A 25,333-nucleotide genomic window follows, 5' to 3' on the forward strand; every position below is an offset into this window, starting at 1 on the left:
CCTACAGCGCCCCGCCGCCCGCCCGGACCAGGCCCGTCTCGTACGCCAGGACCACGACCTGGACCCGGTCGCGCAGGCCCAGCTTGGTCAGGATCCGGCCCACGTGCGTCTTCACCGTGGCCTCGGAGAGGACGAGCCGGGCGGCGATCTCGCCGTTCGACAGCCCCTGCGCGACCAGCATCATCACCTCGCGCTCCCGCTCCGTCAGCCGCTCCAGCCCCTTGGGCTGCGGCTCCTTCCCCGAGGACGGCAGCATCGGCGAGAAACGGTCGAGGAGCCGGCGCGTGGTCGAGGGCGCCACCACCGCGTCCCCGCTGTGCACCGAGCGGATCGCGCCGAGCAGCTCCGCCGGCGGCACGTCCTTCAGCATGAAGCCGCTCGCCCCCGCCTTCAGGCCCGAGAAGGCGTACTCGTCGAGGTCGAACGTCGTCAGGATCAGCACCTTCGGAGCTCCCGGCTCCCCACAGATCCGCCGGGTCGTCTCCACCCCGTCCAGCTTCGGCATGCGCACGTCCATCAGGACGACGTCGACCGCCGTGGAGCGCAGCACCTCGAGGGCCTCGACGCCGTCGCCGGCCTCCGCCACGACCTCCATGTCCGGCTGGGCGGCGAGCACCATGCGGAAACCGGTCCGCAGCAGCACCTGGTCGTCGACGAGCATCACGCGGATGGACATCAGGTCAGTTCCTTAGGGGTCGTCAGTGAGCGGGCTTGAGGGGAAGCAGGGCGCTGATCCGGAAACCGCCGCCCGGACGCGGGCCCGCGTCCAGGGTGCCGCCGACCATGCCGACCCGCTCCCGCATGCCGATCAGACCGTGGCCCCGCCCGTCGGCGCCCCCGTCCTCGTACATCTCCTGCGGAGCGCCCCGGCCGTCGTCCTCGACGAGCAGGCCGAGCCCGTCGTCGAAGTAGACGAGGCGCACGCTGGCGCCGACGTCCGGCCCGCCGTGCTTGCGCGTGTTGGTCAGGGCCTCCTGCACGATCCGGTACGCGGTGAGCTCGACGCCGCTGGGCAGCGGGCGCGGACTCCCCTCGACCGCGAAGTCGACGGTGAGGCCGGCGCCCCGGACCTGCTCCACGAGGTCCTCGATCTGCCGCACGTCGGGCTGGGGCACGTACTCCCCGGCCTCCTGGTGCTCGCCGGTGCGCAGGATCCCGAGGAGCCTGCGCATCTCGGCGAGCGCCTGCCGACCGGTGGTGGAGATCGTCTCCAGGGCCTGCTTGGCGGTCTCCGGGGAGGAGTCCATCACGTAGGCGGCGCCGTCGGCCTGGACCACCATCACCGACACGTTGTGCGCGACCACGTCGTGCAGCTCGCGGGCGATCCGAGCGCGCTCCGCGGCGACCGCGACCTTGGCCTGGGCCTCGCGTTCCTGCTCCAGGCGGAAGGCCCGCTCCTCCAGCTGCGCGAAGTAGGCGCGGCGGGTGCGGAGCGAGTCGCCGAGGACCCAGGCGAGGGCGAACGGCACGGTCATGATGATCGTGAAGAAGACCTTCGCCGCTTCGGAGCCCGTGCCCTCCATGGGCCATCTGAGCTGCGAGAGCGTGGAGGCGGAGAGTCCGCCGACGAGCGCGAGCCGGGACGCCCAGCGGGGACCGTCGTGCGCCGCGACGGTGAAGATGATCACGAGCATGGCGAAGTCGGCCAGGAACGGCATCAGGCCGAAGGCGAGCTGGGCGACGCCCAGCGCGACCGCGAGCACCAGCATCTTCTCCGGGGCACGCCGACGCAGGGCCACGACCAGCGACGACAACACGGCCACCAGGCCGTATGCGACGGGGTGGTCCACCGTCGGGTAGGTCGTCCCCACCCACAGCAGGGAGAACCCGAGGAGGACGACGGCCCAGAAGCCGTCGACGCCCGTCGGGTGTCTGCGGATGAAGTCGTAGAGGCGCTGCACGTCACCCAGAGTAGGGAAGGGGACGGGCGCGGGGATCAACCGTGGGGTCGATCCTCGGCGCCGGGCCCCTACTCCCCGAGGTGGACACTGGGGCTCGTGACGGATGAGACGTGTCAGTGGCAGGGGTGGCGGGAGGCCACGGAGCGGGCGCTGTACGGCCCCGGGGGCTTCTACCTGCGCCCGGAGGGCCCGGCGGGGCACTTCCGCACCTCGGTGCACGCCTCCCCGCTCTTCGCGGGGGCCGTGGCCCGGCTGCTCGCCGAGGTCGCGGAGGAGCTGGGGACCGCCGAGGTCGACCTCGTGGACGTGGGCGCGGGCCGCGGCGAGCTGCTGACGTCGGTGCTCGCGGCCGTGGGGTCCTCGCTCTCGGTACGGGCGCACGCGGTCGAGCGCGCCGCCCGCCCGGACGGGCTCGACCCGCGGGTGGAGTGGACGGACCGGGTGCCGGGGGGCGTGCGCGGGCTGCTCTTCGCGAACGAGTGGCTCGACAACGTGCCGGTGGACGTCGCCGAGGCGGACACGACGGGCACGGTGCGGTACGTGGAGGTCCGCGCGGACGGCACGGAGCGGCTCGGCGGACCCGTCTGCGGAGCGGACGCCGACTGGCTGGCCCGCTGGTGGCCGCTGCGGGAACCGGGCGCACGGGCCGAGATCGGGCGGCCCCGCGACGGGGCCTGGGCCGCGGCGGTCGCCTCCCTGACGGCGGGCCGCGCGGTGGCCGTGGACTACGCGCACGTACGGGAGACCCGGCCGCCCTTCGGCTCCCTGACCGGCTTCCGCGCCGGCCGCGAGGTCCCCCCGGTCCCGGACGGCAGCTGCGACGTGACGTCCCACGTGGCCCTGGACGCGTGCGGGGACCTGCCGGCCGGGACCGGCCTTCCCCCCGCCGAGCTGGTCACGCAGCGGGAGGCGCTGGGGCGGCTCGGGGTGTCCGGGGGGCGGCCGCCGCTCGCGCTCGCCTCGACCGACCCCGCCGGTTACGTCCGCGCGCTCGCCTCCGCCGGCGAGGCGGCCGAGCTCACCGCCCGCGGCGGTCTCGGCGACTTCCTCTGGCTGACCCAGCGGGTCCCGGGCGCCGCCCGCTGACCCGAGGGGTCCGGGGCCCCGGAGCCGCGGGGGATACTGGCCGCATGACGGAGACGACGGTCGGAATCGGCGGCGCGGCGGAGAGCACCGACATGGTGCTGAACATCGGACCGCAGCATCCCTCGACCCACGGCGTGCTCCGGCTCCGGCTCGTGCTCGACGGCGAGGTCGTCCGGCACGCCGAGCCGGTGATCGGCTACATGCACCGGGGCGCCGAGAAGCTCTTCGAGGCGCGGGACTACCGGCAGATCGTCATGCTGGCCAACCGCCACGACTGGCTGTCCGCCTTCTCCAACGAACTCGGCGTCGTCATGGCCGTCGAGCGGATGCTCGGCATGGAGGTCCCGGAGCGGGCCGTGTGGACGCGGACGCTCCTCGCCGAGCTGAACCGGGTCCTCAACCACCTGATGTTCCTCGGCTCCTACCCGCTCGAACTGGGCGGGATCACCCCCGTCTTCCACGCCTTCCGGGAGCGCGAGGAGCTCCAGACGGTGATGGAGGAGGTCTCCGGCGGCCGGATGCACTACATGTTCAACCGGGTCGGCGGCCTCAAGGAGGACCTGCCCGCCGGCTGGCTGGGGCGGGCGCGGCAGGCCGTCGCGGACGTCCGGTCGCGGATGGACGTGTACGACCGGCTGGTCCTCGGCAACGAGATCTTCCGGGGCCGTACGCGCCGGGTCGGCGTCCTCAGCCCGGAGGCCGTCCACGCGTACGGGGTGTCCGGGCCCATCGCCCGCGCCTCGGGCGTCGACTTCGACCTGCGCCGTGACGAGCCGTACCTCGCGTACGGGGAGCTCCAGGACACCCTGCGGGTCGCCGTGCGGCAGGAGGGCGACTGCCTCGCCCGGTTCGAGTGCCTGCTCGACCAGACGCACAACTCCCTGGACCTGGCGGACGCCTGCCTGGACCGGATGGCCGAGCTGCCGCCGGGGCCGATCAACCAGCGGCTGCCGAAGGTGCTCAAGGCGCCGGAGGGGCACACGTACGCGTGGACCGAGAACCCCCTCGGCGTGAACGGCTACTACCTGGTGTCCAAGGGCGAGAAGACGCCGTACCGGCTGAAGCTGCGGTCGGCGTCGTTCAACAACATCCAGGCGCTGGTGGAGCTGCTGCCGGGGACGCTGGTCGCGGACATGGTCGCGATCCTGGGGTCGCTCTTCTTCGTCGTGGGCGACATCGACAAGTAGCCGGTGCCGGCCGGGCGTCACCGCGCCCGGTGCATCACGACGTAGTCCCGCCGCTCCGTGCCGGGCCGCTGCCGGTCGACGACCGACCAGCCCCAGCGCGCGTACCGGTCCGTCAGTTCCGGTACGTCGAGGGTCATGAGCAGGGCCGGTCCGGCGACCGCGTCCACGAGCAGGGCGTCATGGAGCCGGCGGCCGACGCCCCGCCCCTGGTGACCGGGGGCGACGACGAGTTCGGCGAGCTCGAAGGCGGGGGCGTCCCCGGAGAGGACCGTGTCGGTCCAGCCGGCGGCGAACCCCAGGAGGGCCTCCTCGGTGTCGAGCGCGGCCACCGCCGAGAAGCCGTCCTTCGCGGCGGCCGAGCCCAGCAGCCTGTCCACGGTCCGTACGGCGCCGGCCGGCGGCTCGTGCCACGGTTCGCCGCAGAAGGCCTGGGCGCACAGGGCGAGGAGTTCGTCGCGGCGGCCCGCGAGCTCACCGGCCGGGAGACGGACGAGGCGGTACGTCACGAGTTGACCGCTCCGCGCAGTTCGGCCACGTCCAGCTGCTCGGTCTCGTCGTGCGCGGTCAGGTCGATGACCTGGCCGATCGCCCGGGGGGCCGCGGGGACCCGCGGGGCGAGCGCGGAGACGGCGGGGGCGGCGACGGGGGCGAGCAGGGGGCTCCCGGAGGCCAGGGCCTCTTCGAGGACCTCCTCGCCCACGACGTCGGCGAGGTCGCTGTTCTGCACGGCCTCGATGACGGCCGCCTCCTTCTGCGTGCCGAAGAAGTCGAAGCCGCCCTCGGGGCGCGGGGCGGGCCTGCGGGCCGCGTGCGGGACGACCGCGGACGCGACCGGCACCGCCGGAAGGGAGGCGGGGGCGGAGGCGGGCGGGAGCGCGGGAGCGGCGGCCGTGCGGGTGTGCTGCTCGGTCCCGGCGACCGCCGCGTGCTTCCCCTGCGGCTCCTCCGTCTCCCGGGCGCGCTCGGCGAGGTCGCGGGCGCGGGCCGCCTCGGCCGTGCGGCGGGCCTGCTGGGCGGCGGCGTTGCGCGGGAGGTCGCGCAGGGCCTGGGCGGCGCGGCGGAAGGCCTCGGGGGTGGGCGTGGAGCCGGCGGCCGGCAGCGCCCTGGCCCCGGCGCCGGCCGTGCCGCCGGTCTCCAGGGCGAGGACGCGGCGGCCCTCCAGGGCGCTGGCCCGCTCGGTCTCCGCGGTGGCGTACCGGCGGAGCAGGTCGGCGTGTTCGCCGCGCAGTGCGGCGAGCTCCACGCGCTTGGCGCGGAGCTTGGCCTCGAGCCGGGAGCGCAGCGCGCGGGACTCCTCCAGGTCGGACTCCAGTTCGGCGGTCCGCTCCTCGGCCTTCCACTGGTCGGCGGCGCGCGCCCGGTCGAGCTCGGCGACCCTGCGGCCGGCGCTCCGGTCCCAATGGCGCATGAGGACGGCGCCGGTGACGGCCGCGGCGGCCGCCGCGGCCGCGAGCAGCCGCGCGATCACCGGGTCGCCGGGCAGCCAGGCGGCCGCGGCGCACACGACCGCGGCGCCGGCCACCGCGGAGGGCGGCAGCAGCTTGTGCAGAGGCGGGGAATGGCGGTGGCGTCCACGTGGCATGGCCTGAAATTTACCGTGCGTAGGCGTCATCTGGGGTGTCGGCCCGGCAATCTCTTGGCCACTTCTCGCCACCAGAAGTGGATATCGACGGTTCCGGTTCCGTTTCGGGCCGACTCCCCTCCTCCGTCCCCTACTTCTTGAGCAGCCCCTTCGTCTCCAGATACTCCTTGGCCACGTCCTCCGGCTTCGCCCGCTCGGCGTCCACCTTGCGGTTGAGTTCGGCGAGATCCGCTGTGGTCAGCACCTTGGTGATCGCGTCGAGCGCGGCCGCAGTCTCCGGCGAACCGGCGTCCTCGGCGTTGACGACGGGCAGCACGTTGTCGGCGTTCTGCAGCTTCTTGTCGTCGGCGAGGAAGACGAGGCCGTAGCCGTCGATCGTGGCGTCGGTGGTGGTCGTCAGGACCAGCTGGTCCACACCGTCCGCGACCGCCTGCTTGGCCTGCGGCGTACCGACCCCCTTGGGGTCGATGCCGGCCACGTCGATCCCGTACGTCTTCTTCAGACCGGGCGCGCAGAAGGGCCGCACGGCGCATTCGTCCCCGGCCGCGATCTTCACCTTCAGCTTCGCGGCACCGAGATCGGAAAGCGTCTTCAGCTTGTTCTTCGCGGCGAATTCCCCGGTCACCGCGAAGGCGTTCTGATCGACGGCCTCTCCGGCCGCGAGGACCTTCAGTCCGCGCGGTTCGGCGAGCTTCCGCAGCGCGTCGACCGTGGCCGTCGCGTCGCCCGAGGCGACCGGCTTGTCCTCGGGCGCCTTCGGGCCGTTCACCTTCGCGTTGAGGAATTCCGCGATCGTCGCCGCGTATTCCGGCACGACGTCGATCTCGCCCTTCTCCAGCGAGGGTTCGTACAGCTCGCGGTTCTTCACGGTGGTGATGGACACCGAGTATCCGGCGGCCCGCAGCGACTGCGCGTACAGCTCGGCGAGGACCTTGGACTCCGTGAAGGCGGCCGCGCCGACCACCAGCGAGCCCTTCTCCCCGCTCCCGGAGCTTCCGGAGCCGCCGGAGTCCTTCTTCTTCCCTTCCTCCAGGCTGTCGCCGCCGCACGCGGCGAGCGCGACGGTCAGCGCCGCCGTACCCAGCAGCGCGCCCGCGATACGCGAGACCCTGTTCACGAGATCACCCATCCCAGTCAGCGTTCGGTAAGTCGTCCGTCACGTGTGAAAAATCGGTCCACGCCCACCAGGACGCCCTCCACCAGGAGGGCGAGCAGCGCCACGAGCACGGCGCCCGCGACCACTTGCGCGGTGTCGTAGGTGGCGAAGCCGGCCGTGATGATCCGGCCGAGGCCGCCCTGTCCGACCATCGCGGCGATCGTCGCCGTGGCGACCACCTGCACCGCGGCCGAGCGGATCCCGGTCATCACCACCGGCCGCGACAGCGGGAGTTCGACCCGGAAGAAGACCTGGCCCCCCGTCATCCCCATGCCCCGGGCCGCCCGCACCGCCGCCCGGTCCACCTCCCGCACCCCCACGTACGCGTTGGTGAGGAGCGGGGGCACCGCGAACAGCACCAGGGCCGCCACGGTCGGCACGTCGCCGGCGTTCCGCAGGGGCGACACCATGAACAGCCCGAGCACCGCGAAGACGGGGATCGCCCGCCCCACGTTCGACACGTTCACCGCGAGCGCCCCGCCCCGGCCGAGGTGGCCCAGCCACAGGCCCAGCGGCAGCGCGAGCGCCGACGCGACGAGGAGCGCCGTCCCGCTCACGTACACGTGCTCGGCGAGCCGCCGCCCGATGCCGTCCTCGCCCGTCCAGTGCGCGCCGGTGGTGAGCCAGCCCCAGGCGTCCGTCACGATGCCCACCTCACCCACCTCCCGGCGCGGTCCGTATGCGGGTCCAGGGCGTGAGCAGCCGCTGGAGGCCCAGGAGCAGCAGGTCGGCGACGACGGCGAGCAGCACGCACAGCACCGAGGCGGTGAGCATCTGCGCCTTGAAGAAGGTCGGCAGCGCGTCCTCGATGAGGTTGCCCAGGCCCCCGCGCCCGACGACCGAACCGACCGTCGTCAGCGCGATCGTGGAGACCGTCGCCATCCGCACGCCGGCCATCAGCACCGGCAGCGCCAGCGGGAGCTCGACCTGCCAGAGCATCCGCAGCGAGCCGTACCCCATGCCGCGGGCGGCCTCCCGCGTCTCGGCCGGCACGGCGGCGAGCCCCGCCAGGGTGTTGCGCACGAGGATCGTCAGCGCGTACAGCACGAGGCCGGTCACGACGAGCGCCGCCGAAAGACCGAAGAACGGCAGCAGCAGCGAGAACATCGCGAGCGACGGCACCGTGTAGAGCAGGGTGGTCAGGCCGAGGACCGGACCGGCGAACCGGGGCCGGGCGCGGACGAGCAGCGCGAGGGGCACCGCGACGGCGAGCGCGATCAGCACCGACACGACCGTGATTCCCACATGCTGGAGCAGTGCGTCCGTCAACTCCTCGCCGCGCGTGCGCAGGTACTCACCGCAGATCCAGTCGTTCGCGACCAGACAGTTCGGCGCGCCCATCGTCCCTCCCCCCGGTCGTCCGCCCTCCCGAACTCTTGTGTGACGACCCTAACCCCCGCCACCGACAATCCCCGAGACTCGCCACAATGCGGCAACACGCCCTTCACACACCCCCACTGCCCGGGGGACAGAATGGGGAACCATGATCCGGTTCGAACACGTGACCAAGCGGTACGACGACGGCACCACGGCCGTCGACGACCTCTCCTTCGAGGTCGCCGAGGGCGAACTCGTCACCCTGGTCGGCCCGTCGGGCTGCGGCAAGACGACCACGATGACGATGGTGAACCGCCTCGTGGAACCGACCTCGGGCCGCATCCTCGTCGACGGCCGGGACATCGCCGCCGTCGACCCGGTCGCCCTGCGCCGCAAGATCGGATACGTCATCCAGCAGGTCGGCCTCTTCCCCCACCGCACCGTCCTCGACAACACCGCGACCGTCCCCGCCCTCCTCGGCTGGAAGAAGACCGCCGCACGCGCGCGGGCCGCCGAACTCCTCGACCTCGTCGGCCTGGACCCGGCCGTCCACGGCCCCCGCTACCCCGCCCAGCTCTCCGGCGGCCAGCGCCAGCGCGTCGGCGTCGCCCGCGCGCTCGCCGCCGACCCGCCCGTCCTCCTCATGGACGAGCCCTTCGGCGCCGTCGACCCGGTCGTCCGCGAGCGCCTCCAGAACGAGTTCCTCGCCCTCCAGGCCACCGTCCGCAAGACGGTCCTCCTCGTCACCCACGACATCGAGGAGGCCGTCCGCATGGGCGACCGCATGGCCGTCTACGGCCAAGGCCGCATCGAACAGTTCGACACGCCCGCCACCGTCCTCGGCTCCCCCGCCACCCCCTACGTCGCGGACTTCGTCGGAAGCGACCGCGGCCTCAAACGGCTCGCGGTCACCCCCGTCACCGAAACCGACCTCGAGCCCTGGCCGGAAGGCACCGAGCGGCACGCCGGGGCCCCCGAGGGACACCGGGACGACGCCCGCGTACCCCTCGGAACCTCCCTCAAGGACGCCCTCGCCGTGCTCCTCCAGCACGACACCGGCCGCCTCGCCGTCACCGGCGACGACGGCCGGCCGCTCGGCGTCCTCACCCCCGCGGGCGTCCACCGCGCCCTGCGCCGGGCCGCCGGGTGACCCTCAGCCCGCGCTGAGCTTCCCGGCCATCCAGACGAGGCCCGGCGGGATCTCCCGGTTCCACGTGTTGAAGTTGTGCCCCCCGCTCTCCAGCACGATCGACGAGACCTCCGCCGGACTCCTCACCTTCCGGACGAACTCCCACGTCCCCTTCAGGTTGCCCTCGCCCCGCTTCGACGACGTCACCAGGAACGACGTCTTCCCCGGCCGCCCGTGGTCCAGGCTCCACAGCAGGTCGCCCCGCTTGCGCAACCCGTCGTCCCCGTGGAACAGGTCCCCGGTCGTCACGTCCTCCGCCGCCCGGTAGTACGCGGACAGGCCCGCCCCCGCCGCGAACCGGTCCGGGTGGTGCAGAGCGATCTTCAGGGCGCAGTAGCCACCCGTCGAGTTCCCCATGAACCCCCAGTTCCGGGGCTCCGTCCCCACCCGGTACGTCCCCGAGACCGCCTTCGGCAGATCCTCCGCGAAGAACGTCTCCGTCTGCGGACCCCCCGGGACGTCCACGCACTCGGTGTCCCGGGGCGGCGCCACCGTCGGACGCAGCATCACCAGGATCATCGGCTGCATCCGCCCCTCCTTCGCCTGGAGGTACGCCGTCCGCGGATACCTGAGCCCCTTGATCAGGTTCTCCGCCGTGCCCGGATACCCCGTGAGCACCACCGTGGCCGGAAACGTCCGTTTGGCGTACCCCGCCCGGAAGTACTCCGGCGGCAGGTACACATAGGCCGGCGAGACGATCCCCGACCGCTTCCCCGCCACCACGACCTTCTGGATCTGCCCCCCGACCTCAGGACGGCCGCCGCCCGGCACGTCGAGCTCCTGCGTCCCCACCACCCGCACGTCCTTCGAGCCGGACGCGTGATCGACGACCACCCCCATGTCCTGCTCCTGCCCGAACAGGTCGGCCCACGACCCGTAGAAGAGGAACGACCGGTTCGCCGCCAGCCCCACCGCCGCGAACAGCACCACCTGGGTCGCGAGCAACAGCCCCACCCGCCCCACGACCGGGCGCCACCCGCGCCGCGCGAACCTCGGCCACCACCAGACCGTGGCCAGGAACAGCACCACGGCCAGCACCACGGCCAGCACGAGGACTTTGTTGCTGGTGAGACCCATGAGACGCCCGAGCCTTCTTTCCGAGATTTTCCTGTGGACGAATGAACCCGGCCCCGCACGCCGTCGTCATAGAAGGCGCACCAGCCGGAACGGCCCACCGAACGCGCCGCAGGGCCCGACCGGAGTCAAAGACCCTGCGCAGGACCACGGGAAGTACGGGAAGCCATGTCTGTCACGGTAGATGGGGACAAATCGGGATTGGTTCCGATTCGGGTGCGGCGGATTCTCCGCGGCCCCCGCCCCGAGAAGGTCCCCGCCCTCGTCGGCACGGCCTGCACCCTCATCGGCCTCATCGACATCGCCGCCGGCGTCTTCCCCCGCTTCCGGGCCAGCCGCATGCACGCCGTCGCCGAAGTCCTCCCCGGCACCCTCGGCCCCCTGTCCGCCGCCCTCTCCCTCAGCGCCGGCGTCCTCCTCCTGCTCCTCGCCCACGGCCTCAAGCGACACAAACGCCGCGCCTGGCGCGCCGCCGTCGTCCTCCTCCCCCTCGGAGCGGCCGCCCAGTTCGTCTGGCGCCACTCCCTCCTCGGCGCGCTGCTCTCCCTGGCCCTCCTCACCCTCCTGGTACGCCACCGGAGCGAGTTCGCCGCCCTCCCCGACCCCCGCAGCCGCTGGCGGGCGCTCGCCAACTTCGTCGTCATGGGCGCCGGATCCATCGCCCTCGGCCTCGTCATCGTCAGCGCCCACCCCCACCGCGTCATCGGCAGCCCCAGCCTCACCGACCGCCTCGAACACGTCCTGTACGGCCTCCTCGGCATCGAAGGCCCCGTCGCCTACACCAAGGGCGTCGACTGGACCGTCGGCTACTCCCTCGGCGCCCTCGGCATGCTCACCGCCCTCACCACCATCTACCTGGCCTTCCGCCCCGAACACCCCGCGGCCCGCCTCACCGACGAGGACGAGACCCGACTCCGCGCCCTCCTCGACCAACACGGCGGCCGCGACTCCCTCGGCCACTTCGCCCTCCGCCGCGACAAGGGCGTCGTCTTCTCCCCCAGCGGCAAAGCCGCCGTCTGCTACCGCGTCGTCTCCGGCGTCATGCTCGCCAGCGGCGACCCCATCGGCGACGTCGAAGCCTGGCCCGGCGCCATCGAACGCTTCATGGACGAGGCCAAAGCCCACTCCTGGACCCCCGCCGTCATGGGCTGCTCCGAAACCGGCGGCCAGGTCTGGACCCGCGAAACCGGCCTCGACGCCCTCGAACTCGGCGACGAGGCGGTCGTCGACGTCGCCGACTTCTCCCTCTCCGGCCGAGCCATGCGCAACGTCCGCCAAATGGTCAAACGCATCGAACGCAACGGCTACACCACCCGGGTCCGCCGGGTGCGCGACCTCGACGACGACGAACTCGAACGCCTCCGCCGCGCCGCCGCCGACTGGCGCGGCACCGACACCGAACGCGGCTTCTCCATGGCCCTCGGCCGCATCGGCACCCCCGGAGACGGCGACGCCGTCATAGCGACCGCCCACAAGGACGACGACGCCTCCCCCTACGGCGACCTCAAAGCGATCATCCACTTCGTGCCCTGGGGCACCGACGGCATGTCCCTCGAACTCATGCGCCGCGACCGCTCCGCCGACCCCGGCATGAACGAGCTCCTCATCGTCGCCGCCCTCCAGGCCTCCCCCGGCCTCGGCATCACCCGCGTGTCCCTCAACTTCGCCATGTTCCGCGCCGCCCTCGCCCGCGGCGAGAAGATCGGCGCCGGCCCCGTCCTCCGCCTCTGGCGCGGACTCCTCGTCTTCCTCTCCCGCTGGTTCCAGATCGAATCGCTCTACAAGTTCAACGCCAAGTTCCGCCCCCGCTGGGAACCCCGCTTCGTCGTCTACCGCACGAGCCGCGACCTCCCCCGCATCGGCCTCGCCGCCATGCAGGCCGAAGGCTTCGTGAACCTCTCCCTGCCCCGCCCCTTCACCCGCAGGCGCCCCGCCCCCACCCCCCGCCCCTGCACCCACATCGTCCCCACCCAGACCGCCGACCGCGAGGTCCACGCCGCCTGACCGACACCCCCCGTCCCCCCACGGCACCCCCTCCACACGGCCCCACACCGCCCCCGGGCCCTACGCTGGACACATGAGTACGACGATCGACCGGGGCACGGCCCGAGGCCTGCCGGAGTGGGACCGCTGCGCGGTCATGGGCGTGGTCAACGTGACCCCCGACTCCTTCTCCGACGGCGGCCGCTGGTTCGACACCACGGCCGCCGTCAAACACGGCCTCGACCTCGTCGCCGAAGGCGCCGACCTCATCGACGTCGGCGGCGAATCCACCCGCCCCGGCGCCACCCGCGTCGACGAGGAAGAAGAACTCCGCCGCGTCGTCCCCGTCGTCCGCGGCCTCACCGCCGAAGGCGTCACCGTCTCCGTCGACACCATGCGCGCCACCGTCGCCGCCCGCGCCGTCCAAGCCGGCGCCGTCCTCGTCAACGACGTCAGCGGCGGCCTCGCCGACCCCGCCATGGTCCCCGCCGTCGCCGCCGCCGAAGTCCCCTTCGTCGTCATGCACTGGCGCGGCTTCAGCCACGACATGAACAGACTCGCCGTCTACGACGACGTCGTCCACGAAGTCCTCACCGAACTCCGCACCCGCATGGAAGCCGTCATCGACGGCGGCATCGCCCCCGAGCGCATCGTCATCGACCCCGGCCTCGGCTTCGCCAAACTCGCCCCCCACGACCTCGCCCTCGTCGCCCACCTCCCCGAGCTCCGCACCCTCGGCCGCCCCCTCCTCGTCGCCGCCTCCCGCAAACGCTTCCTCGGCCACGTCCTCACCCGCGAAGGCGCCACCCCACCGCCCGCCCGCGAACGCGACGCCGCCACCGCCGCCGTCTCCGCCATCGCCGCCCACACCGGCGCCTGGGCCGTCCGCGTCCACGAGGTACGAGCCACCGCCGACGCCGTACGCGTCGCCAGAGCCGTCGAAGGAGCCGCGTGAGCCACACCGACCGAGCCACCGACGAAGCAGCCGTAGAAGCCGCCAACACCGCCTTCTACGAAGCCATGGAGACCGGCGACTTCGAAAACCTCTCCACCCTCTGGCTCGACGACGGCACCACCCCCGTCACCTGCGTCCACCCCGGCTGGCCCGTCCTCACCGGCCGCGGCGAAGTGCTCCGCTCCTACGCCCTCATCATGGCGAACACCGACTACATCCAGTTCTTCCTCACCGACCTGCGGATCTCCCTGGCCCACGACACCGCCCTCGTCACCTGCACCGAGAACATCCTCAGCGGCGGACCCCCCGAGGACGGCGCCGAGCTCGGTCCCCTCGTCGGCCAGCTCGTCGTCGCCACCAACGTGTTCCGCCGCACACCCCAGGGCTGGCGGATCTGGTCCCACCACGCCTCCCCCGTCCTCGCCGAAACCGAGGAGACGGACGGCCACGAACCCGGCACGGAACCCACCGAACCCCCCGCCGAACCCCCCGTCTGACCCACCCCCGGCCCCCCGCGGGCAAGCGCTGTCGGTCCCCGCAGGTAGATTCGAAGTGGACACCCGGCCGTCCGCACCCGGCTGCGTGGCCACCCGAACTACGACAGCAGGAGTGATTCGCGTGGATCGTGTCGCGCTGCGCGGCCTCAAGGCCCGAGGCCACCACGGCGTCTTCCCCAAGGAGCGCGAGGAGGGCCAGACCTTCATCGTGGACCTGGTCCTCGGCCTGGACACCCGCCCGGCCGCCGCCGACGACGACCTCACCAAGACGGTGCACTACGGCATCGTCGCCGAAGAGGTCGTCGACGTCGTCCAGGGCGAACCCGTCGACCTCATCGAAACCCTCGCCGAGCGCATCGCCCAGCAGTGCCTCAGCCACACCGGGGTACAAGAGGTGGAAGTCGTCGTCCACAAACCGGACGCCCCCATCACCGTGCCGTTCGACGACGTGACCATCACGATCACCCGGAGCCGACGATGAAGCCGACGCAGAGCGACCCCACCGTCCAGCCCGTACCCGCCGCCGTCGTCGCCACCGTCGACGCCGCCGACACCACCCTCTCCAACCCCCGCTGGGCCGTCCTCGCCCTCGGCGCCAACCTCGGCAACCGCCTGGAGACCCTCCAAGGCGCCGTCGACGCCCTCGGCGACACGCCCGGCCTCCGGGTCAAAGCCGTCTCCCCCGTCTACGAGACGGCCCCCTGGGGCGTCGATCCCGACACCCAGCCCTCCTACCTCAACGCCGTCGCCCTCGTGAAGACGACCCTCCCGCCCTCCTCCCTCCTGGAGCGGGCCCACGCCGTCGAAGAAGCCTTCCACCGCGTCCGCGAAGAACGCTGGGGCGCCCGCACCATCGACGTCGACATCATCACCTACGCCGACGTCGTCTCCGAGGACCCCGTCCTCACCCTCCCCCACCCCCGCGCCCACCAGCGCGCCTTCGTCCTCGCCCCCTGGCACGACGTCGACCCCGCCGCCCAGCTCCCCGGCCACGGCCCGATCGCCGAACTCCTCACCGCCCTCGGCCACGAAGGCGTCACTCCCCGTGCCGACCTGGAACTCCGTCTGCCCGAGTAGTCGTTACGCTCGGGGAGACCGCCCGGCGACCACGACCGACGACCACACGAAGGACACCCGGTGAAACAACTGCGGCTGAAAGTACTCACCGGACTGTTCCTCGTCGCCGGCGTCCTCTCCTGGGGCGCCGCCCGCCTCTGGGACTCGATCGGCACCCTCCCCAGCGTGCCGATCGCCGCACCCATCGTCCTCGCCGTGATCGCCGTCGTCCTCACCGCGACCGCCCTCTCCCTCCGCGCCCGCCTCAAGGCCCAGCGCGAGCGCCGCCCCGGCGCCAAGGGCGTCGAACCCCTGATGGCGGCCCGCGCCGTGGTCTTCGGTCAGGCGAGCGCCCTGGTGGCCGCCCTCGTCGCCGGCATGTACGGCGGCACGGGCGTCTTCCTCCTCGGCTCCCTCGACGTCCCCGCCCGCCGCGACCAGGCCCTCTACGCGGCCTTCTCGGTCGCGGCGGGCATCGCCGTCATCGCCGCCGCCCTCTTCCTGGAGCGCGTCTGCAAGCTCCCGGAGGACGACGACAAGAACCAGGCCCCGGCGGCCTGACGGCCACCGGGGCTCACGCGCCAGGTGCCCGCTCACCTACCGCCCCCTTGATCAGCGAGGAGTTCCGCCGCTCAAGAGGGCCGTACGGAGCAAGACGGACGGCCCGCTCCTAGCGGGCCAATATCAGGGACATGGCCTCGGCACGGGTAGTGGCGTCACGAAGTTGACCACGTACCGCCGAGGTCGTCGTCTTCGCGCCCGGCTTGCGGACTCCGCGCAGCGCCATGCACATGTGCTCCGCCTCGATGACGACGATCGCACCACGCGCATCAAGGATCCGCATCAGCGAATCGGCGATCTGCGTGGTCAGGCGCTCTTGCACCTGCGGACGGCGGGCGAAGACGTCAACGAGGCGAGCCAGCTTCGACAGGCCGGTAATTTTGCCCGTCTCCGCCGGAATGTAACCAATGTGAGCCACACCGTGGAAGGGGAGCAAATGATGCTCACATTGCGACGTCAGTTCGATGTCTTTCACCAGGACCATTTCATCGTGTCCCAGGTCGAACGTCGTCGTCAGAACGTCCTCGGGCTTCTGCCACAGACCAGCAAAAAGCTCCTTGTACGCCCGCGCCACCCGCGCCGGCGTCTCCCTCAGTCCCTCGCGGTCCGGGTCCTCGCCGACCGCGATGAGGAGCTCCCGTACGGCATTCTCGGCGCGCTTCTCGTCGAACTCGCCGATCGTGCCCTCGCCGTTCAGCGTCACCGGGTCGGTCATCCTGTGCCTCGTTCCGTCTGCCTGTGTGCGCGCGAAAGAGCCGCGCCCCCACAGGCTAGAACCTGTGGGGGCGCGGCTTCCATTCCGGGGTGCCCGGGAGGTCAGTCCTCGGGGGTGTCGACCGGGGCGATGTCGATGCCCTTGGTGGTGTCGACCGCCGGGGTCGCCGAGCCGTTCGCGCTGTTCGTCAGGGCGAGCTCCTTGGGGGAGAGCACCGGCGGACGCGTGGAGGGGGTGCGGCGGCTGGAGCCGGTCCAGGCCGGGCGGGCCGGGCGCCTGACGATGGGGGCGAAGATCTCGGCGATCTCCTCCTTGCCCAGCGTCTCCTTCTCCAGGAGGGCGAGGACGAGGTTGTCGAGGACGTCGCGGTTCTCGACGAGGATTTCCCAGGCCTCGTTGTGGGCGGTCTCGATGAGCTTCTTGACCTCTTCGTCCACCAGTGCGGCGACTTCTTCCGAGTAGTCGCGCTGGTGCGCCATCTCTCGGCCGAGGAAGGGCTCCGTGTTGTCGCCGCCGAACTTGATGGCGCCGAGCCGCTCGGTCATGCCGTACTGGGTGACCATGGCGCGGGCCGTGGCGGTGGCCTTCTCGATGTCGTTCGCCGCGCCCGTGGTGGGGTCGTGGAAGACGAGCTCTTCGGCCGCGCGGCCGCCCAGCATGTAGGCGAGCTGGTCGAGCATCTCGTTGCGGGTGGTCGAGTACTTGTCCTCGTCCGGGAGGACCATCGTGTAGCCCAGGGCGCGGCCGCGGGACAGGATGGTGATCTTGTGGACGGGGTCGGAGTTGGGGGAGGCCGCCGCGACGAGGGCGTGGCCGCCCTCGTGGTAGGCGGTGATCTTCTTCTCCTTGTCCGACATGATGCGGGTCCGCTTCTGCGGGCCCGCGACCACGCGGTCGATCGCCTCGTCCAGCGCCTTGTTGTCGATCAGCTTCTGGTCGCTGCGGGCGGTGAGGAGCGCCGCCTCGTTGAGGACGTTGGAGAGGTCCGCGCCGGTGAAGCCGGGGGTGCGTCGGGCGACGGCGCCGAGGTCGACGTCCGGGGCGACCGGCTTGCCCTTCTGGTGGACCTTGAGGATCTCCAGGCGGCCCTGCATGTCCGGGCGGTCGACGGCGATCTGCCGGTCGAAGCGGCCGGGGCGCAGGAGGGCGGGGTCGAGGATGTCGGGGCGGTTGGTCGCCGCGATGAGGATGACTCCGCCCTTGACGTCGAAGCCGTCCATCTCGACGAGGAGCTGGTTGAGGGTCTGCTCGCGTTCGTCGTGTCCGCCGCCGAGGCCGGCGCCGCGGTGGCGTCCGACGGCGTCGATCTCGTCGACGAAGACGATGGCCGGGGCGTTGGCCTTGGCCTGCTCGAAGAGGTCGCGGACGCGGCTGGCGCCGACGCCGACGAACATTTCGACGAAGTCGGAGCCGGAGATCGAGTAGAAGGGCACTCCGGCTTCGCCGGCGACGGCGCGCGCGAGGAGCGTCTTGCCGGTTCCGGGAGGGCCGTAGAGGAGGACGCCCTTGGGGATCTTGGCACCGACGGCCTGGAACTTTGCGGGTTCCTGGAGGAATTCCTTGATCTCGTGGAGTTCCTCGACGGCTTCGTCGGAGCCGGCGACGTCGGCGAAGGTGGTCTTGGGGGTGTCCTTGGTGATGAGCTTGGCCTTGGACTTGCCGAACTGCATGACGCGGGAGCCGCCGCCCTGCATCTGGTTCATCAGGAAGAGGAAGACGACCACGATGAGGACGAAGGGGAGGAGCGAGAGCAGGATCGAGACGAAGGGGGACTGCTTCGTCGGGGAGACGGTGTAGCCCTTCTCGATCTGCCCGGCCTCGAACTTCTCCTGGAGCTTGTCGGCGAGGTCGGCGCCCTGGGTGCCGATGTAGCTGGCCTGGAGCTTGTCGCTCTTGTTGATCTTCTGACCGTCGATGAGGTCGATCTTGATGAGCTGCTCATCACCGGTGGTGAGTTTTGCCTGCTTGACCTGGTTCTTGTCGATCGCCTGGACGACCTGGCCGGTGTCCACCGTCTTGTAGCCCTCGGACGAGCCGACGACCTGCATCAGCACGACCACGGCGAGGACGGCCAGCACGATCCACATGACCGGCCCACGGAAGTATCGCTTCACGTCCATCCATACGGAGCGAGTACGCTCCGTCCCTCCTGCCCGTAGGAAAATGCTGCTGTGAGAGCTGCTGTGTGAAAAAGCTGTTCTTCGGACGGTACCTCAGCATCGTCGCCCGCGACCGCCTTCCCATGGTTCAACGGAGGGAAGGCGGTGCGGGTTCCCCGTGCGGCGGGGTTGTCAGCCGCCGTAGACGTGCGGGGCGAGCGTGCCGACGAACGGAAGGTTCCGGTACTTCTCGGCGTAGTCGAGGCCGTAGCCGACGACGAACTCGTTGGGGATGTCGAAGCCGATCCACTTGACGTCGATGGCGACCTTCGCGGCCTCCGGCTTGCGCAGGAGGGTGCACACCTCGAGGGAGGCGGGTTCGCGCGAGCCGAGGTTCGACAGCAGCCAGGACAGGGTCAGGCCGGAGTCGATGATGTCCTCGACGATCAGGACGTGCTTGCCCTTGATGTCGGTGTCGAGGTCCTTGAGGATGCGGACGACGCCCGAGGACTGGGTGCCGGCGCCGTAGGAGGAGACGGCCATCCAGTCCATGGTGACGGGGGTGGAAAGGGCGCGAGCCAGATCCGCCATCACCATCACCGCGCCCTTGAGGACGCCGACGATGAGCAGGTCCTTGCCCGCGTATTCCGCGTCGATCTTCGCGGCCAGCTCTGCCAGCTTGGCGTCGATCTCTTCCTTGGTGATGAGCACCGACTGGAGGTCGGTGCCCATGTCCTTCTCGTTCACCCGGGTCACTTTCGTTGCAGCGTGCGTCAGCCTTGCCGGATGACCAGTCTGCCACCCTGGCGGCGGGCTTCGACTCGGCCGGGCAGGTTGATGGCTCCTTGGCCGCGCCAGCCGGTGACGAGTCGGTCGACTTCTTCGATGTGGCGCGCGAAGAGGGAGCCGGCGGGGGCGCCCTCGGCGATGACGGCGCGGCGCAGGACCCTGCGGCGTACGGCGGGGGGCAGTCCGTGGAGCTTGGCGCATTCGAGGGCGCCCGCTTCGTCGCGTACGGCGGTCTCGGCGTCGGCGGCCCAGGTGTCGAGGGCGTCGGCGTCGTCGCGGGAGAGCTGGGCCGTTCGGGCGAGGGCTTCGACGACGCCTTTGCCGAGTGCCTTTTCGAGGGCGGGGAGGCCTTCGTGGCGGAGTCGGGAGCGGGTGTAGGCGGGGTCGCTGTTGTGGGGGTCGTCCCAGACGGCGAGTTCTTGTGCGATGCAGGCTTTGCGGACGGTCTGGCGGTCGAGCTGGAGGAAGGGGCGGCGGTAGCGGCCGGAGGTGCCGGAGACGGCCGCCATGCCGGAGAGGGAGCGGATGCCGGAGCCGCGGGCGAGGCCGAGGAGGACGGTTTCGGCCTGGTCGTCGCGGGTGTGGCCGAGGAGGATCGCGGCGGCGCCGTGCTGTTCGGCGGCGGCGTCGAGGGCGGCGTACCGGGCGTCGCGGGCGGCGGCTTCGGGGCCTCCTTCGCGGCCGACGGTGACGGCGACGGATTCGACGGGGGCGAGTCCGAGGGCGGTCATGCGTGCGGCGACTTCGGTGGCCCGGGTGGCGGAGCCGTCCTGGAGGCCGTGGTCGACGGTGATGCCGCCGGCGCGCAGGGGGAGTTTGCGGGCCTCGAAGGCGAGGGCGGAGGCGAGTGCCATGGAGTCGGCGCCGCCGGAGCAGGCGACGAGGACGAGGGGTTCGTCGTCGGTGGTGTGGTCGGTGAGGACGTCGTGGAGTACGCGGCGGACCGCCAGGCGTATCGCCGCGACCGCAGGATGGGGACCCATGTCCGGTGCCCTTCGTGATGGGGGTGGGGTGCCTCGGTCGGTGTCTTAACGGTCGGAAAGGGGGGTTCGGTCACTCAGAGTGCGTCGATGGTGACAGAAACCCGGCCGTTACCCGAGCATTGCACGCCTCACCCCATGGTCAGGGTCCCTCGGACGGGTGATTGGTGGGGGGGCTCTGAGGTGCTCCCGTGTCGTGTGCCGCATCCGTCTCAGGAGTCTGCTTTACGGTGCACCCTCGCGATCCAGTCGGTGGGTGCGGCGATCTCGGCCTTGGTGGGGAGCGTGTTGGGCGAGGTCCACACGCGGTTGAAGCCGTCCATGCCGACCTGGTCGACGACGGCGCGGACGAAGCGTTCTCCGTCGCGGTACTGGCGGAGTTTGGCGTCGAGGCCGAGGAGTCGGCGCAGGGCGAGGTCGAGGCGGGAGGCGCCGCGGGCGCGGCGGGCCTGGAATTTCTCGCGGATCTCGGCGACGGAGGGGACGACCTGGGGTCCGACGCCGTCCATGACGTAGTCGGCGTGGCCTTCGAGGAGTGACATGACGGCGGTGAGGCGGCCGAGGATCTCGCGTTGCTCGGGGGTCTGGACGAGTTCGACGAGGGAGGGGGAGGGTTCGCCCTCCTCGCCCTCGGGGCGGCCGCCGGCGAGGGTCTGGACGGCTTCGCGGAGGCGTTCGACGACGGTGCCGGGGTCGACGTCGGTGGCGGCGAGGAACGACTGGATTTCGCCCTGGAGGTGGTCGCGGAGCCAGGGGACGGCGGTGAACTGGGTGCGGTGGGTTTCTTCGTGGAGGCAGACCCAGAGCCGGAAGTCGTGGGGGGAGACGTCGAGTTCGCGTTCGACGTGGACGATGTTGGGGGCGACGAGGAGGAGGCGTCCGCCGCCGTCCGTGCCGGCGGGGAGGGCGCGGGTGGCGGGGGCGAAGGTCTCGTACTGGCCGAGGATGCGGGAGGCGAGGAAGGAGAGCAGCATGCCGAGTTCGACGCCGGTGACCTTGCCGCCGACGGTGCCGAGGAGGGCGCTGCCGGGGGTGGTGGAGCGGCGTTCCTGCATCTTGCCGAGGAGGGGGGTGAGGAGCTCGCGGAAGCCGGCGACGTTGGCCCTGATCCAGCCGGCGCGGTCGACGACGAGGACGGGGGTGTCGGCGACGGGGTCGGCGTCCTCGTGGATCATCCGGGTGTAGGCGCGGACGTGCTCTTCGGACGCTTTGGCGTGTCTGCGGAGTTCGGCGACGACCTCGCGGGCCTCGTCGCGGCTGACTTCGGGTCCGGGCCGCACGAGGCGGGTCGCGGTCGCGACCGCGAGGTTCCAGTCGACCATCCCGGATGTGCCTGCGCCACCGATGCTCGTCATGCGTCAACCGTACGGGTTCGGCGCCTGTTCGGTCAGGGTTCGGTGCGGTTCGGACACGGGTGGGCGACGGGTCGGGCGGTGGTCATCGCCGACCGGCGAGGGCGGCGGAGAGCCGGTCCAGGGCGGGCTGGGCCTCGTGGGGGGAAGGGGTGCGGCCGGCGAGGAAGGCGAAGGCGAGGAGGCGCCCGTCGGGGGTGACGACGGTCCCGGCGAGGGTGTTGACGCCGGTGAGGGTGCCGGTCTTGGCGCGGACGAGCCCGGCGCCGACGGTGGCGGGGGCGGTGGCGAAGCGGTCGGCGAGGGTGCCGGTGAAGCCGCCGACGGGCAGTCCGGTGAGGAGGGGGCGCAGGGCGGGGTGGGTGGGGTCGGCCGCTCGGGTGAGGAGGGCGGTGAGGAGGGCGGCGGACACGCGGTCGCGGCGGTCGAGTCCGCTGCCGTCGGTGAAGCGGGCTCCGGTGGTGGGGAGGCGGAGTCGGGCGAGTTCGTCGTGGACGGCCTTCTCGGCGCCCCGGAAGCTGGCGGGCTGTCTGCGGGCGAGGGCGGTCTGGCGGGCGAGGGCTTCGGCGAGGTCGTTGTCGCTGTGGGTGAGGGTGTGTTCGACGAGGTCGGCGAGGGGGGCGGATGCGGTGCGGGCGAGGGGGGCGGCCCGGGGGGTGGGTCCGGGGGCGGGGTCGGCGGTGATCGTGACGCCGGCTTCGGTGAGGAGCTTCGCGAAGGCGGTGGCGGTGTCGCGGGCGGGGTCGGCGGTGCGGGGGGCGGGGCCGCTGGTGCTGTCGTCGAGGCGTCCTTCGCGGGTCATGAGGGCGACGACGGGGGCGAGGTTCTCGTTGGGGCCGATGGGGTGGAGTGCGGGGCCCCGGTAGAGGCTCGTGTCGTAGGCGAGGCGCACGGAGGTGCGGCCGTGGGCCCTGAGGGCGTGGGCGGTGTCGGTGGCGAGGGCCTTGAGGCGGGCGGGGTCGAGGGTGGGGTCGCCGCCGCCGGTGAGGGTGATGCTCCGGCCGTCGGGGGCGGCGGTGACGGTGGTGGGGATGCGGTGGTCGGGGCCGAGGGCGGAGAGCGCGGCGGCGGTGGTGGCGATCTTGACGGTGGAGGCGGGCGTCATGGGGGTGGTGGCGCCCTCGCCGTACAGCTGTTCTCCGGTGGCGGTGTCGACGACGGAGGCGGTGCGGAGCGTGCCGAGGCCGGGGTCGGCGAGGAGCGGGACGAGGACGGCGGCGAGGTCGGTGGCGTGCGGGGCGGGGGCCGGGGCGTGCAGGGCGGTGAGGACGCCGGGGGCGCTGGGGGCGGGCGCGGGCCGGCGGGGGGCGGCGGGGGCCGGGGCCGGGGCGTGATGCGTGCCACCCGTCGCGGGGGCGGCGGCGCGGGCCCGCTCGGCCGTACGCTGGCCTCCGTCCCACGGTCCGGCCGCGGTGGCCGCGGCGGCGGCCAGGACGAGACCGAGGGCGGCGGAGCCCGCCGTGAGCTGCCACGTCCTCGGCTCCGGCATTGCTGACCAGCCCCTTTCGCGATCACACACGTGCGTGAGGGACACTTAACCACCGCGCGCCGTCGCGAGCATTCACTTGTGTTGATTCAGGAGGAGCCACCCGTGGAGTTCGACGTTCTCATCGAGATCCCCAAGGGATCGCGGAACAAGTACGAGGTCGACCACGAGACCGGTCGCATCCGCCTGGACCGTCGTCTCTTCACGTCGACGGCCTACCCGACCGACTACGGCTACGTCGAGAACACCCTCGGTGAGGACGGCGACCCGCTGGACGCGCTCGTGATCCTCGACGAGCCCACCTTCCCGGGCTGTCTGATCAAGTGCCGTGCCATCGGCATGTTCCGCATGACGGACGAGGCCGGCGGCGACGACAAGCTGCTGTGCGTGCCGGCGACGGACCCGCGCATGGAGCACCTGCGGGACATCCACCACGTGGCGGAGTTCGACCGTCTGGAGATCCAGCACTTCTTCGAGGTCTACAAGGACCTGGAGCCGGGCAAGTCGGTCGAGGGTGCCGACTGGGTCGGTCGCGCCGAGGCCGAGGCGGAGATCGAGAAGTCGTACGCGCGTGCCAAGGAGCAGGGCGGCCACTGAGGTCCGGTCTTGCGGTTGTGTGAAGGCGGTGCACCTCTCGGGGTGGGCCGCCTTTCGCGCGTCCGTCGCACCTTCATACTGGAATCCAGGATTCCCCGGGGATGAGGGCGGAGAGAGTGGTGGCGGAGCCGGAGGACGGTGCTCCTGAGGACCGGAAGCCGCAGTCGGACGAGGCACGGAGCGCGTTCGTGCCGCCGGCGGGGGTGGAGCATCCCGTGCCGGCCGAGGAGGAGCATCCGACGTCGGAGTTCGCCCTTCCGCCCGGTCTGGTGCCGGAGCCGCCGCAGGAGCCGGAGGGTTCGGCGTTCGCCCCGCCGGCCACGTACTCGGCGAAGAGCTCGCCGCCGGCGTTCACCCCGGCGTACGGGGTGCCGCTGGTGCGGCTCCCGCGGGACGCGCCGTGGCAGGACCGGATGCGGACGATGCTGCGGCTGCCGGTGGGTGAGCGGCCGGTGCCGGAGGCGCCCCGCAAGGAGGACGAGTCCGGGCCCTCGGTGCCGCGCGTGCTCGACCTGACCCTGCGCATCGGCGAGCTGCTGCTCGCGGGCGGGGAGGGTGCGGAGGACGTCGAGGCGGCGATGTTCGCGATCTGCCGTTCGTACGGCCTGGACCGGGTGGAGCCGACGGTCACGTTCACGCTGCTGTCCGTCACCTATCAGCCCTCGCTGGTGGACGACCCGGTCACGGCGAACCGGACGGTGCGCCGTCGGGGTACGGACTACACGCGGCTCGCGGCCGTCTACCAGCTGCTGGCGGACATCAACGCGCAGGCGCACGAGGTGACGCCGGAGGAGGCGTACCGGCGGCTGGCGGAGATCCGGCGGAACCGGCATCCGTATCCGGGGTGGGCGCTGACGACGGCGGCGGGCGTCCTGGCCGGTGCGGCCTCGGTGCTGCTCGGCGGCGGTCCGACGGTCTTCTTCGTGGCGGCGCTGGGCGCGGTGCTCGGTGACCGGCTGGCGTGGTTGTTCGCGGGGCGCGGGATGCCGGAGTTCTACCAGTTCCTGGTGGCGGCGATGCCGCCGGCGGCGATGGGGGTGCTCCTGACGCTGCTGCACGCGGATCTGCGGCCGTCGGCGGTGATCACGGGTGGGCTGTTCGCGCTGATTCCGGGGCGGGCGCTCGTCGCGGCCGTGCAGGACGGTCTGACCGGTTTCTACATCACGGCCTCGGCCCGGCTCCTGGAGGTCGCCTACTTCTTCGTCGCGATCGTGGTGGGCGTGCTGTCGGTGCTGTACGTGGCGGTGCAGTTCGACGCGCAGCTGAACCCGGAGGGGGTGCTGCGGACGGTGGAGCGGCCGGCGGTGCAGATCCTGGCGTCGATGGTGCTGTGCGCGACGTTCGCGATCCTGTTGCAGCAGTCGCGGGCGACGGTGCTCTTCGCGACGCTGAACGGCGGGGTGGCGTGGGTGGTGTACGCGTCGATCGCGGTGACCGCCGAGGGGTCGGCGGTGATGGCGACGGCGGTGGCGGCCGGTCTGGTGGGGCTCTTCGGGCAGTTGATCGCCCGCTACCACCACACCTCGTCGCTGCCGTACGTGACGGCGGCGATCGGGCCGCTGCTGCCCGGTTCGGCGACGTACTTCGGGGTGCTGGCGATCGCCCAGCACAATCTGGACCAGGGTTTCGCCTCGCTGGCGAAGGCGGCGGCGCTGGCCCTGGCGATCGCGATCGGCGTGAACCTGGGGAGCGAGCTGGCCCGCCTCTTCATGCAGGCCCCGGGCGCGGCGGCGGCACGGCGCGCGGCGAAGCGCACCCGGGGCTTCTAGGG

At 71.9% G+C, this 25,333-nt stretch carries 25 protein-coding genes; 11 read left to right on the forward strand and 14 right to left on the reverse strand.

The window, feature by feature from the left end:
* Position 1: 1 nt before the first annotated feature.
* Together ACZ66Z_RS12780 and ACZ66Z_RS12785 are read right to left on the reverse strand one after the other, a co-directional pair.
* On the reverse strand, positions 2-676 hold the full coding sequence (locus tag ACZ66Z_RS12780; protein WP_469933985.1) for a response regulator: 675 nt from the start codon (positions 674-676) through the stop codon (positions 2-4).
* 22 nt (positions 677-698) lie between these two features.
* A complete protein-coding gene (locus ACZ66Z_RS12785; protein WP_469933986.1) occupies positions 699-1,901 on the reverse strand; it encodes a sensor histidine kinase in 1,203 nt (400 codons plus the stop codon).
* A gap of 96 nt (positions 1,902-1,997) precedes the next feature.
* Here ACZ66Z_RS12785 and ACZ66Z_RS12790 point away from each other — a divergent pair, with 96 nt between their 5' ends.
* Together ACZ66Z_RS12790 and ACZ66Z_RS12795 are read left to right on the forward strand one after the other, a co-directional pair.
* On the forward strand, positions 1,998-2,987 hold the full coding sequence (locus ACZ66Z_RS12790; protein ID WP_469933987.1) for an SAM-dependent methyltransferase: 990 nt from the start codon (positions 1,998-2,000) through the stop codon (positions 2,985-2,987).
* 44 nt (positions 2,988-3,031) lie between these two features.
* Positions 3,032-4,174, forward strand: a complete 1,143-nt coding sequence (locus ACZ66Z_RS12795; protein ID WP_469933988.1) for an NADH-quinone oxidoreductase subunit D — start codon at positions 3,032-3,034, stop codon at positions 4,172-4,174.
* A 17-nt stretch (positions 4,175-4,191) separates the two neighbouring features.
* Here the strand turns inward: ACZ66Z_RS12795 and ACZ66Z_RS12800 are convergent, their stop codons facing one another.
* From ACZ66Z_RS12800 to ACZ66Z_RS12820, 5 genes are all read right to left on the reverse strand, one after another.
* Positions 4,192-4,680, reverse strand: coding sequence for a GNAT family N-acetyltransferase (locus ACZ66Z_RS12800; protein WP_469933989.1), 489 nt, complete (start codon positions 4,678-4,680; stop codon positions 4,192-4,194).
* Entirely contained in the window at positions 4,677-5,756 is a 1,080-nt protein-coding gene (locus ACZ66Z_RS12805) for a hypothetical protein (protein ID WP_469933990.1), read from the reverse strand. The genes ACZ66Z_RS12800 and ACZ66Z_RS12805 overlap by 4 nt, the downstream gene beginning before the upstream one ends.
* A gap of 130 nt (positions 5,757-5,886) precedes the next feature.
* A complete protein-coding gene (locus ACZ66Z_RS12810) occupies positions 5,887-6,885 on the reverse strand; it encodes an ABC transporter substrate-binding protein (RefSeq protein ID WP_469933991.1) in 999 nt (332 codons plus the stop codon).
* 5 nt (positions 6,886-6,890) lie between these two features.
* Positions 6,891-7,565 carry an ABC transporter permease gene (locus ACZ66Z_RS12815; RefSeq protein ID WP_469933992.1) on the reverse strand — a complete coding sequence of 225 codons (675 nt, stop codon included), beginning with the start codon at positions 7,563-7,565 and terminating at the stop codon, positions 6,891-6,893.
* 1 nt (position 7,566) lies between these two features.
* Positions 7,567-8,253, reverse strand: coding sequence for an ABC transporter permease (locus ACZ66Z_RS12820; RefSeq protein ID WP_469933993.1), 687 nt, complete (start codon positions 8,251-8,253; stop codon positions 7,567-7,569).
* 142 nt (positions 8,254-8,395) lie between these two features.
* Here ACZ66Z_RS12820 and ACZ66Z_RS12825 point away from each other — a divergent pair, with 142 nt between their 5' ends.
* Positions 8,396-9,379 carry an ABC transporter ATP-binding protein gene (locus ACZ66Z_RS12825; protein ID WP_469933994.1) on the forward strand — a complete coding sequence of 328 codons (984 nt, stop codon included), beginning with the start codon at positions 8,396-8,398 and terminating at the stop codon, positions 9,377-9,379.
* Positions 9,380-9,382: 3 nt separating this feature from the next.
* Here ACZ66Z_RS12825 and ACZ66Z_RS12830 read toward each other — a convergent pair whose 3' ends face one another.
* Positions 9,383-10,495 (reverse strand): alpha/beta hydrolase, encoded by a 1,113-nt coding sequence (locus ACZ66Z_RS12830; RefSeq protein ID WP_469933995.1) that lies wholly within the window; start codon positions 10,493-10,495, stop codon positions 9,383-9,385.
* Between the two features lie 165 nt (positions 10,496-10,660).
* Between ACZ66Z_RS12830 and ACZ66Z_RS12835 the strand changes: the two genes are divergently transcribed.
* From ACZ66Z_RS12835 to ACZ66Z_RS12860, 6 genes are all read left to right on the forward strand, one after another.
* Positions 10,661-12,496: a phosphatidylglycerol lysyltransferase domain-containing protein gene (locus ACZ66Z_RS12835; RefSeq protein WP_469933996.1), complete on the forward strand. Its 1,836-nt coding sequence runs from the start codon at positions 10,661-10,663 to the stop codon at positions 12,494-12,496.
* Positions 12,497-12,569: 73 nt separating this feature from the next.
* Positions 12,570-13,430, forward strand: a complete 861-nt coding sequence (gene folP / locus ACZ66Z_RS12840; protein ID WP_469933997.1) for a dihydropteroate synthase — start codon at positions 12,570-12,572, stop codon at positions 13,428-13,430.
* Entirely contained in the window at positions 13,427-13,927 is a 501-nt protein-coding gene (locus ACZ66Z_RS12845) for a nuclear transport factor 2 family protein (protein ID WP_469933998.1), read from the forward strand. Before folP ends, ACZ66Z_RS12845 begins: the two co-directional genes overlap by 4 nt.
* 121 nt (positions 13,928-14,048) lie before the next feature.
* Positions 14,049-14,408 carry a dihydroneopterin aldolase gene (gene folB / locus ACZ66Z_RS12850; RefSeq protein WP_190155727.1) on the forward strand — a complete coding sequence of 120 codons (360 nt, stop codon included), beginning with the start codon at positions 14,049-14,051 and terminating at the stop codon, positions 14,406-14,408.
* Positions 14,405-15,004, forward strand: coding sequence for a 2-amino-4-hydroxy-6-hydroxymethyldihydropteridine diphosphokinase (gene folK, locus ACZ66Z_RS12855; RefSeq protein ID WP_469933999.1), 600 nt, complete (start codon positions 14,405-14,407; stop codon positions 15,002-15,004). Before folB ends, folK begins: the two co-directional genes overlap by 4 nt.
* A 60-nt stretch (positions 15,005-15,064) precedes the next feature.
* Positions 15,065-15,544 (forward strand): DUF3180 domain-containing protein, encoded by a 480-nt coding sequence (locus ACZ66Z_RS12860; RefSeq protein ID WP_469934000.1) that lies wholly within the window; start codon positions 15,065-15,067, stop codon positions 15,542-15,544.
* A gap of 109 nt (positions 15,545-15,653) precedes the next feature.
* On the opposite strand, the gene folE is transcribed toward ACZ66Z_RS12860, so the two are convergent.
* The 6 genes from folE to dacB form a co-directional block, all read right to left on the reverse strand.
* A complete protein-coding gene (gene folE, locus ACZ66Z_RS12865) occupies positions 15,654-16,259 on the reverse strand; it encodes a GTP cyclohydrolase I FolE (RefSeq protein ID WP_469934001.1) in 606 nt (201 codons plus the stop codon).
* A 101-nt stretch (positions 16,260-16,360) separates the two neighbouring features.
* Positions 16,361-18,379, reverse strand: a complete 2,019-nt coding sequence (ftsH, locus tag ACZ66Z_RS12870) for an ATP-dependent zinc metalloprotease FtsH (protein WP_469934002.1) — start codon at positions 18,377-18,379, stop codon at positions 16,361-16,363.
* Positions 18,380-18,550: 171 nt separating this feature from the next.
* A complete protein-coding gene (hpt, locus tag ACZ66Z_RS12875) occupies positions 18,551-19,090 on the reverse strand; it encodes a hypoxanthine phosphoribosyltransferase (RefSeq protein ID WP_030219931.1) in 540 nt (179 codons plus the stop codon).
* Between the two features lie 41 nt (positions 19,091-19,131).
* Positions 19,132-20,130: a tRNA lysidine(34) synthetase TilS gene (gene tilS, locus ACZ66Z_RS12880; RefSeq protein ID WP_469934003.1), complete on the reverse strand. Its 999-nt coding sequence runs from the start codon at positions 20,128-20,130 to the stop codon at positions 19,132-19,134.
* 209 nt (positions 20,131-20,339) lie between these two features.
* On the reverse strand, positions 20,340-21,482 hold the full coding sequence (locus ACZ66Z_RS12885) for a zinc-dependent metalloprotease (protein ID WP_469934004.1): 1,143 nt from the start codon (positions 21,480-21,482) through the stop codon (positions 20,340-20,342).
* Positions 21,483-21,564: 82 nt separating this feature from the next.
* On the reverse strand, positions 21,565-22,968 hold the full coding sequence (gene dacB, locus ACZ66Z_RS12890; protein WP_469934005.1) for a D-alanyl-D-alanine carboxypeptidase/D-alanyl-D-alanine endopeptidase: 1,404 nt from the start codon (positions 22,966-22,968) through the stop codon (positions 21,565-21,567).
* Positions 22,969-23,070: 102 nt separating this feature from the next.
* On the opposite strand from dacB, the gene ACZ66Z_RS12895 reads away from it, so the two are divergent.
* Both ACZ66Z_RS12895 and ACZ66Z_RS12900 read left to right on the forward strand, forming a co-directional pair.
* Positions 23,071-23,562: an inorganic diphosphatase gene (locus tag ACZ66Z_RS12895; RefSeq protein WP_015034462.1), complete on the forward strand. Its 492-nt coding sequence runs from the start codon at positions 23,071-23,073 to the stop codon at positions 23,560-23,562.
* Positions 23,563-23,663: 101 nt separating this feature from the next.
* Positions 23,664-25,331: a threonine/serine exporter family protein gene (locus ACZ66Z_RS12900; RefSeq protein WP_469934006.1), complete on the forward strand. Its 1,668-nt coding sequence runs from the start codon at positions 23,664-23,666 to the stop codon at positions 25,329-25,331.
* Positions 25,332-25,333 lie beyond the last annotated feature (2 nt).

The organism is Streptomyces sp. NPDC107498 (assembly GCF_055582805.1).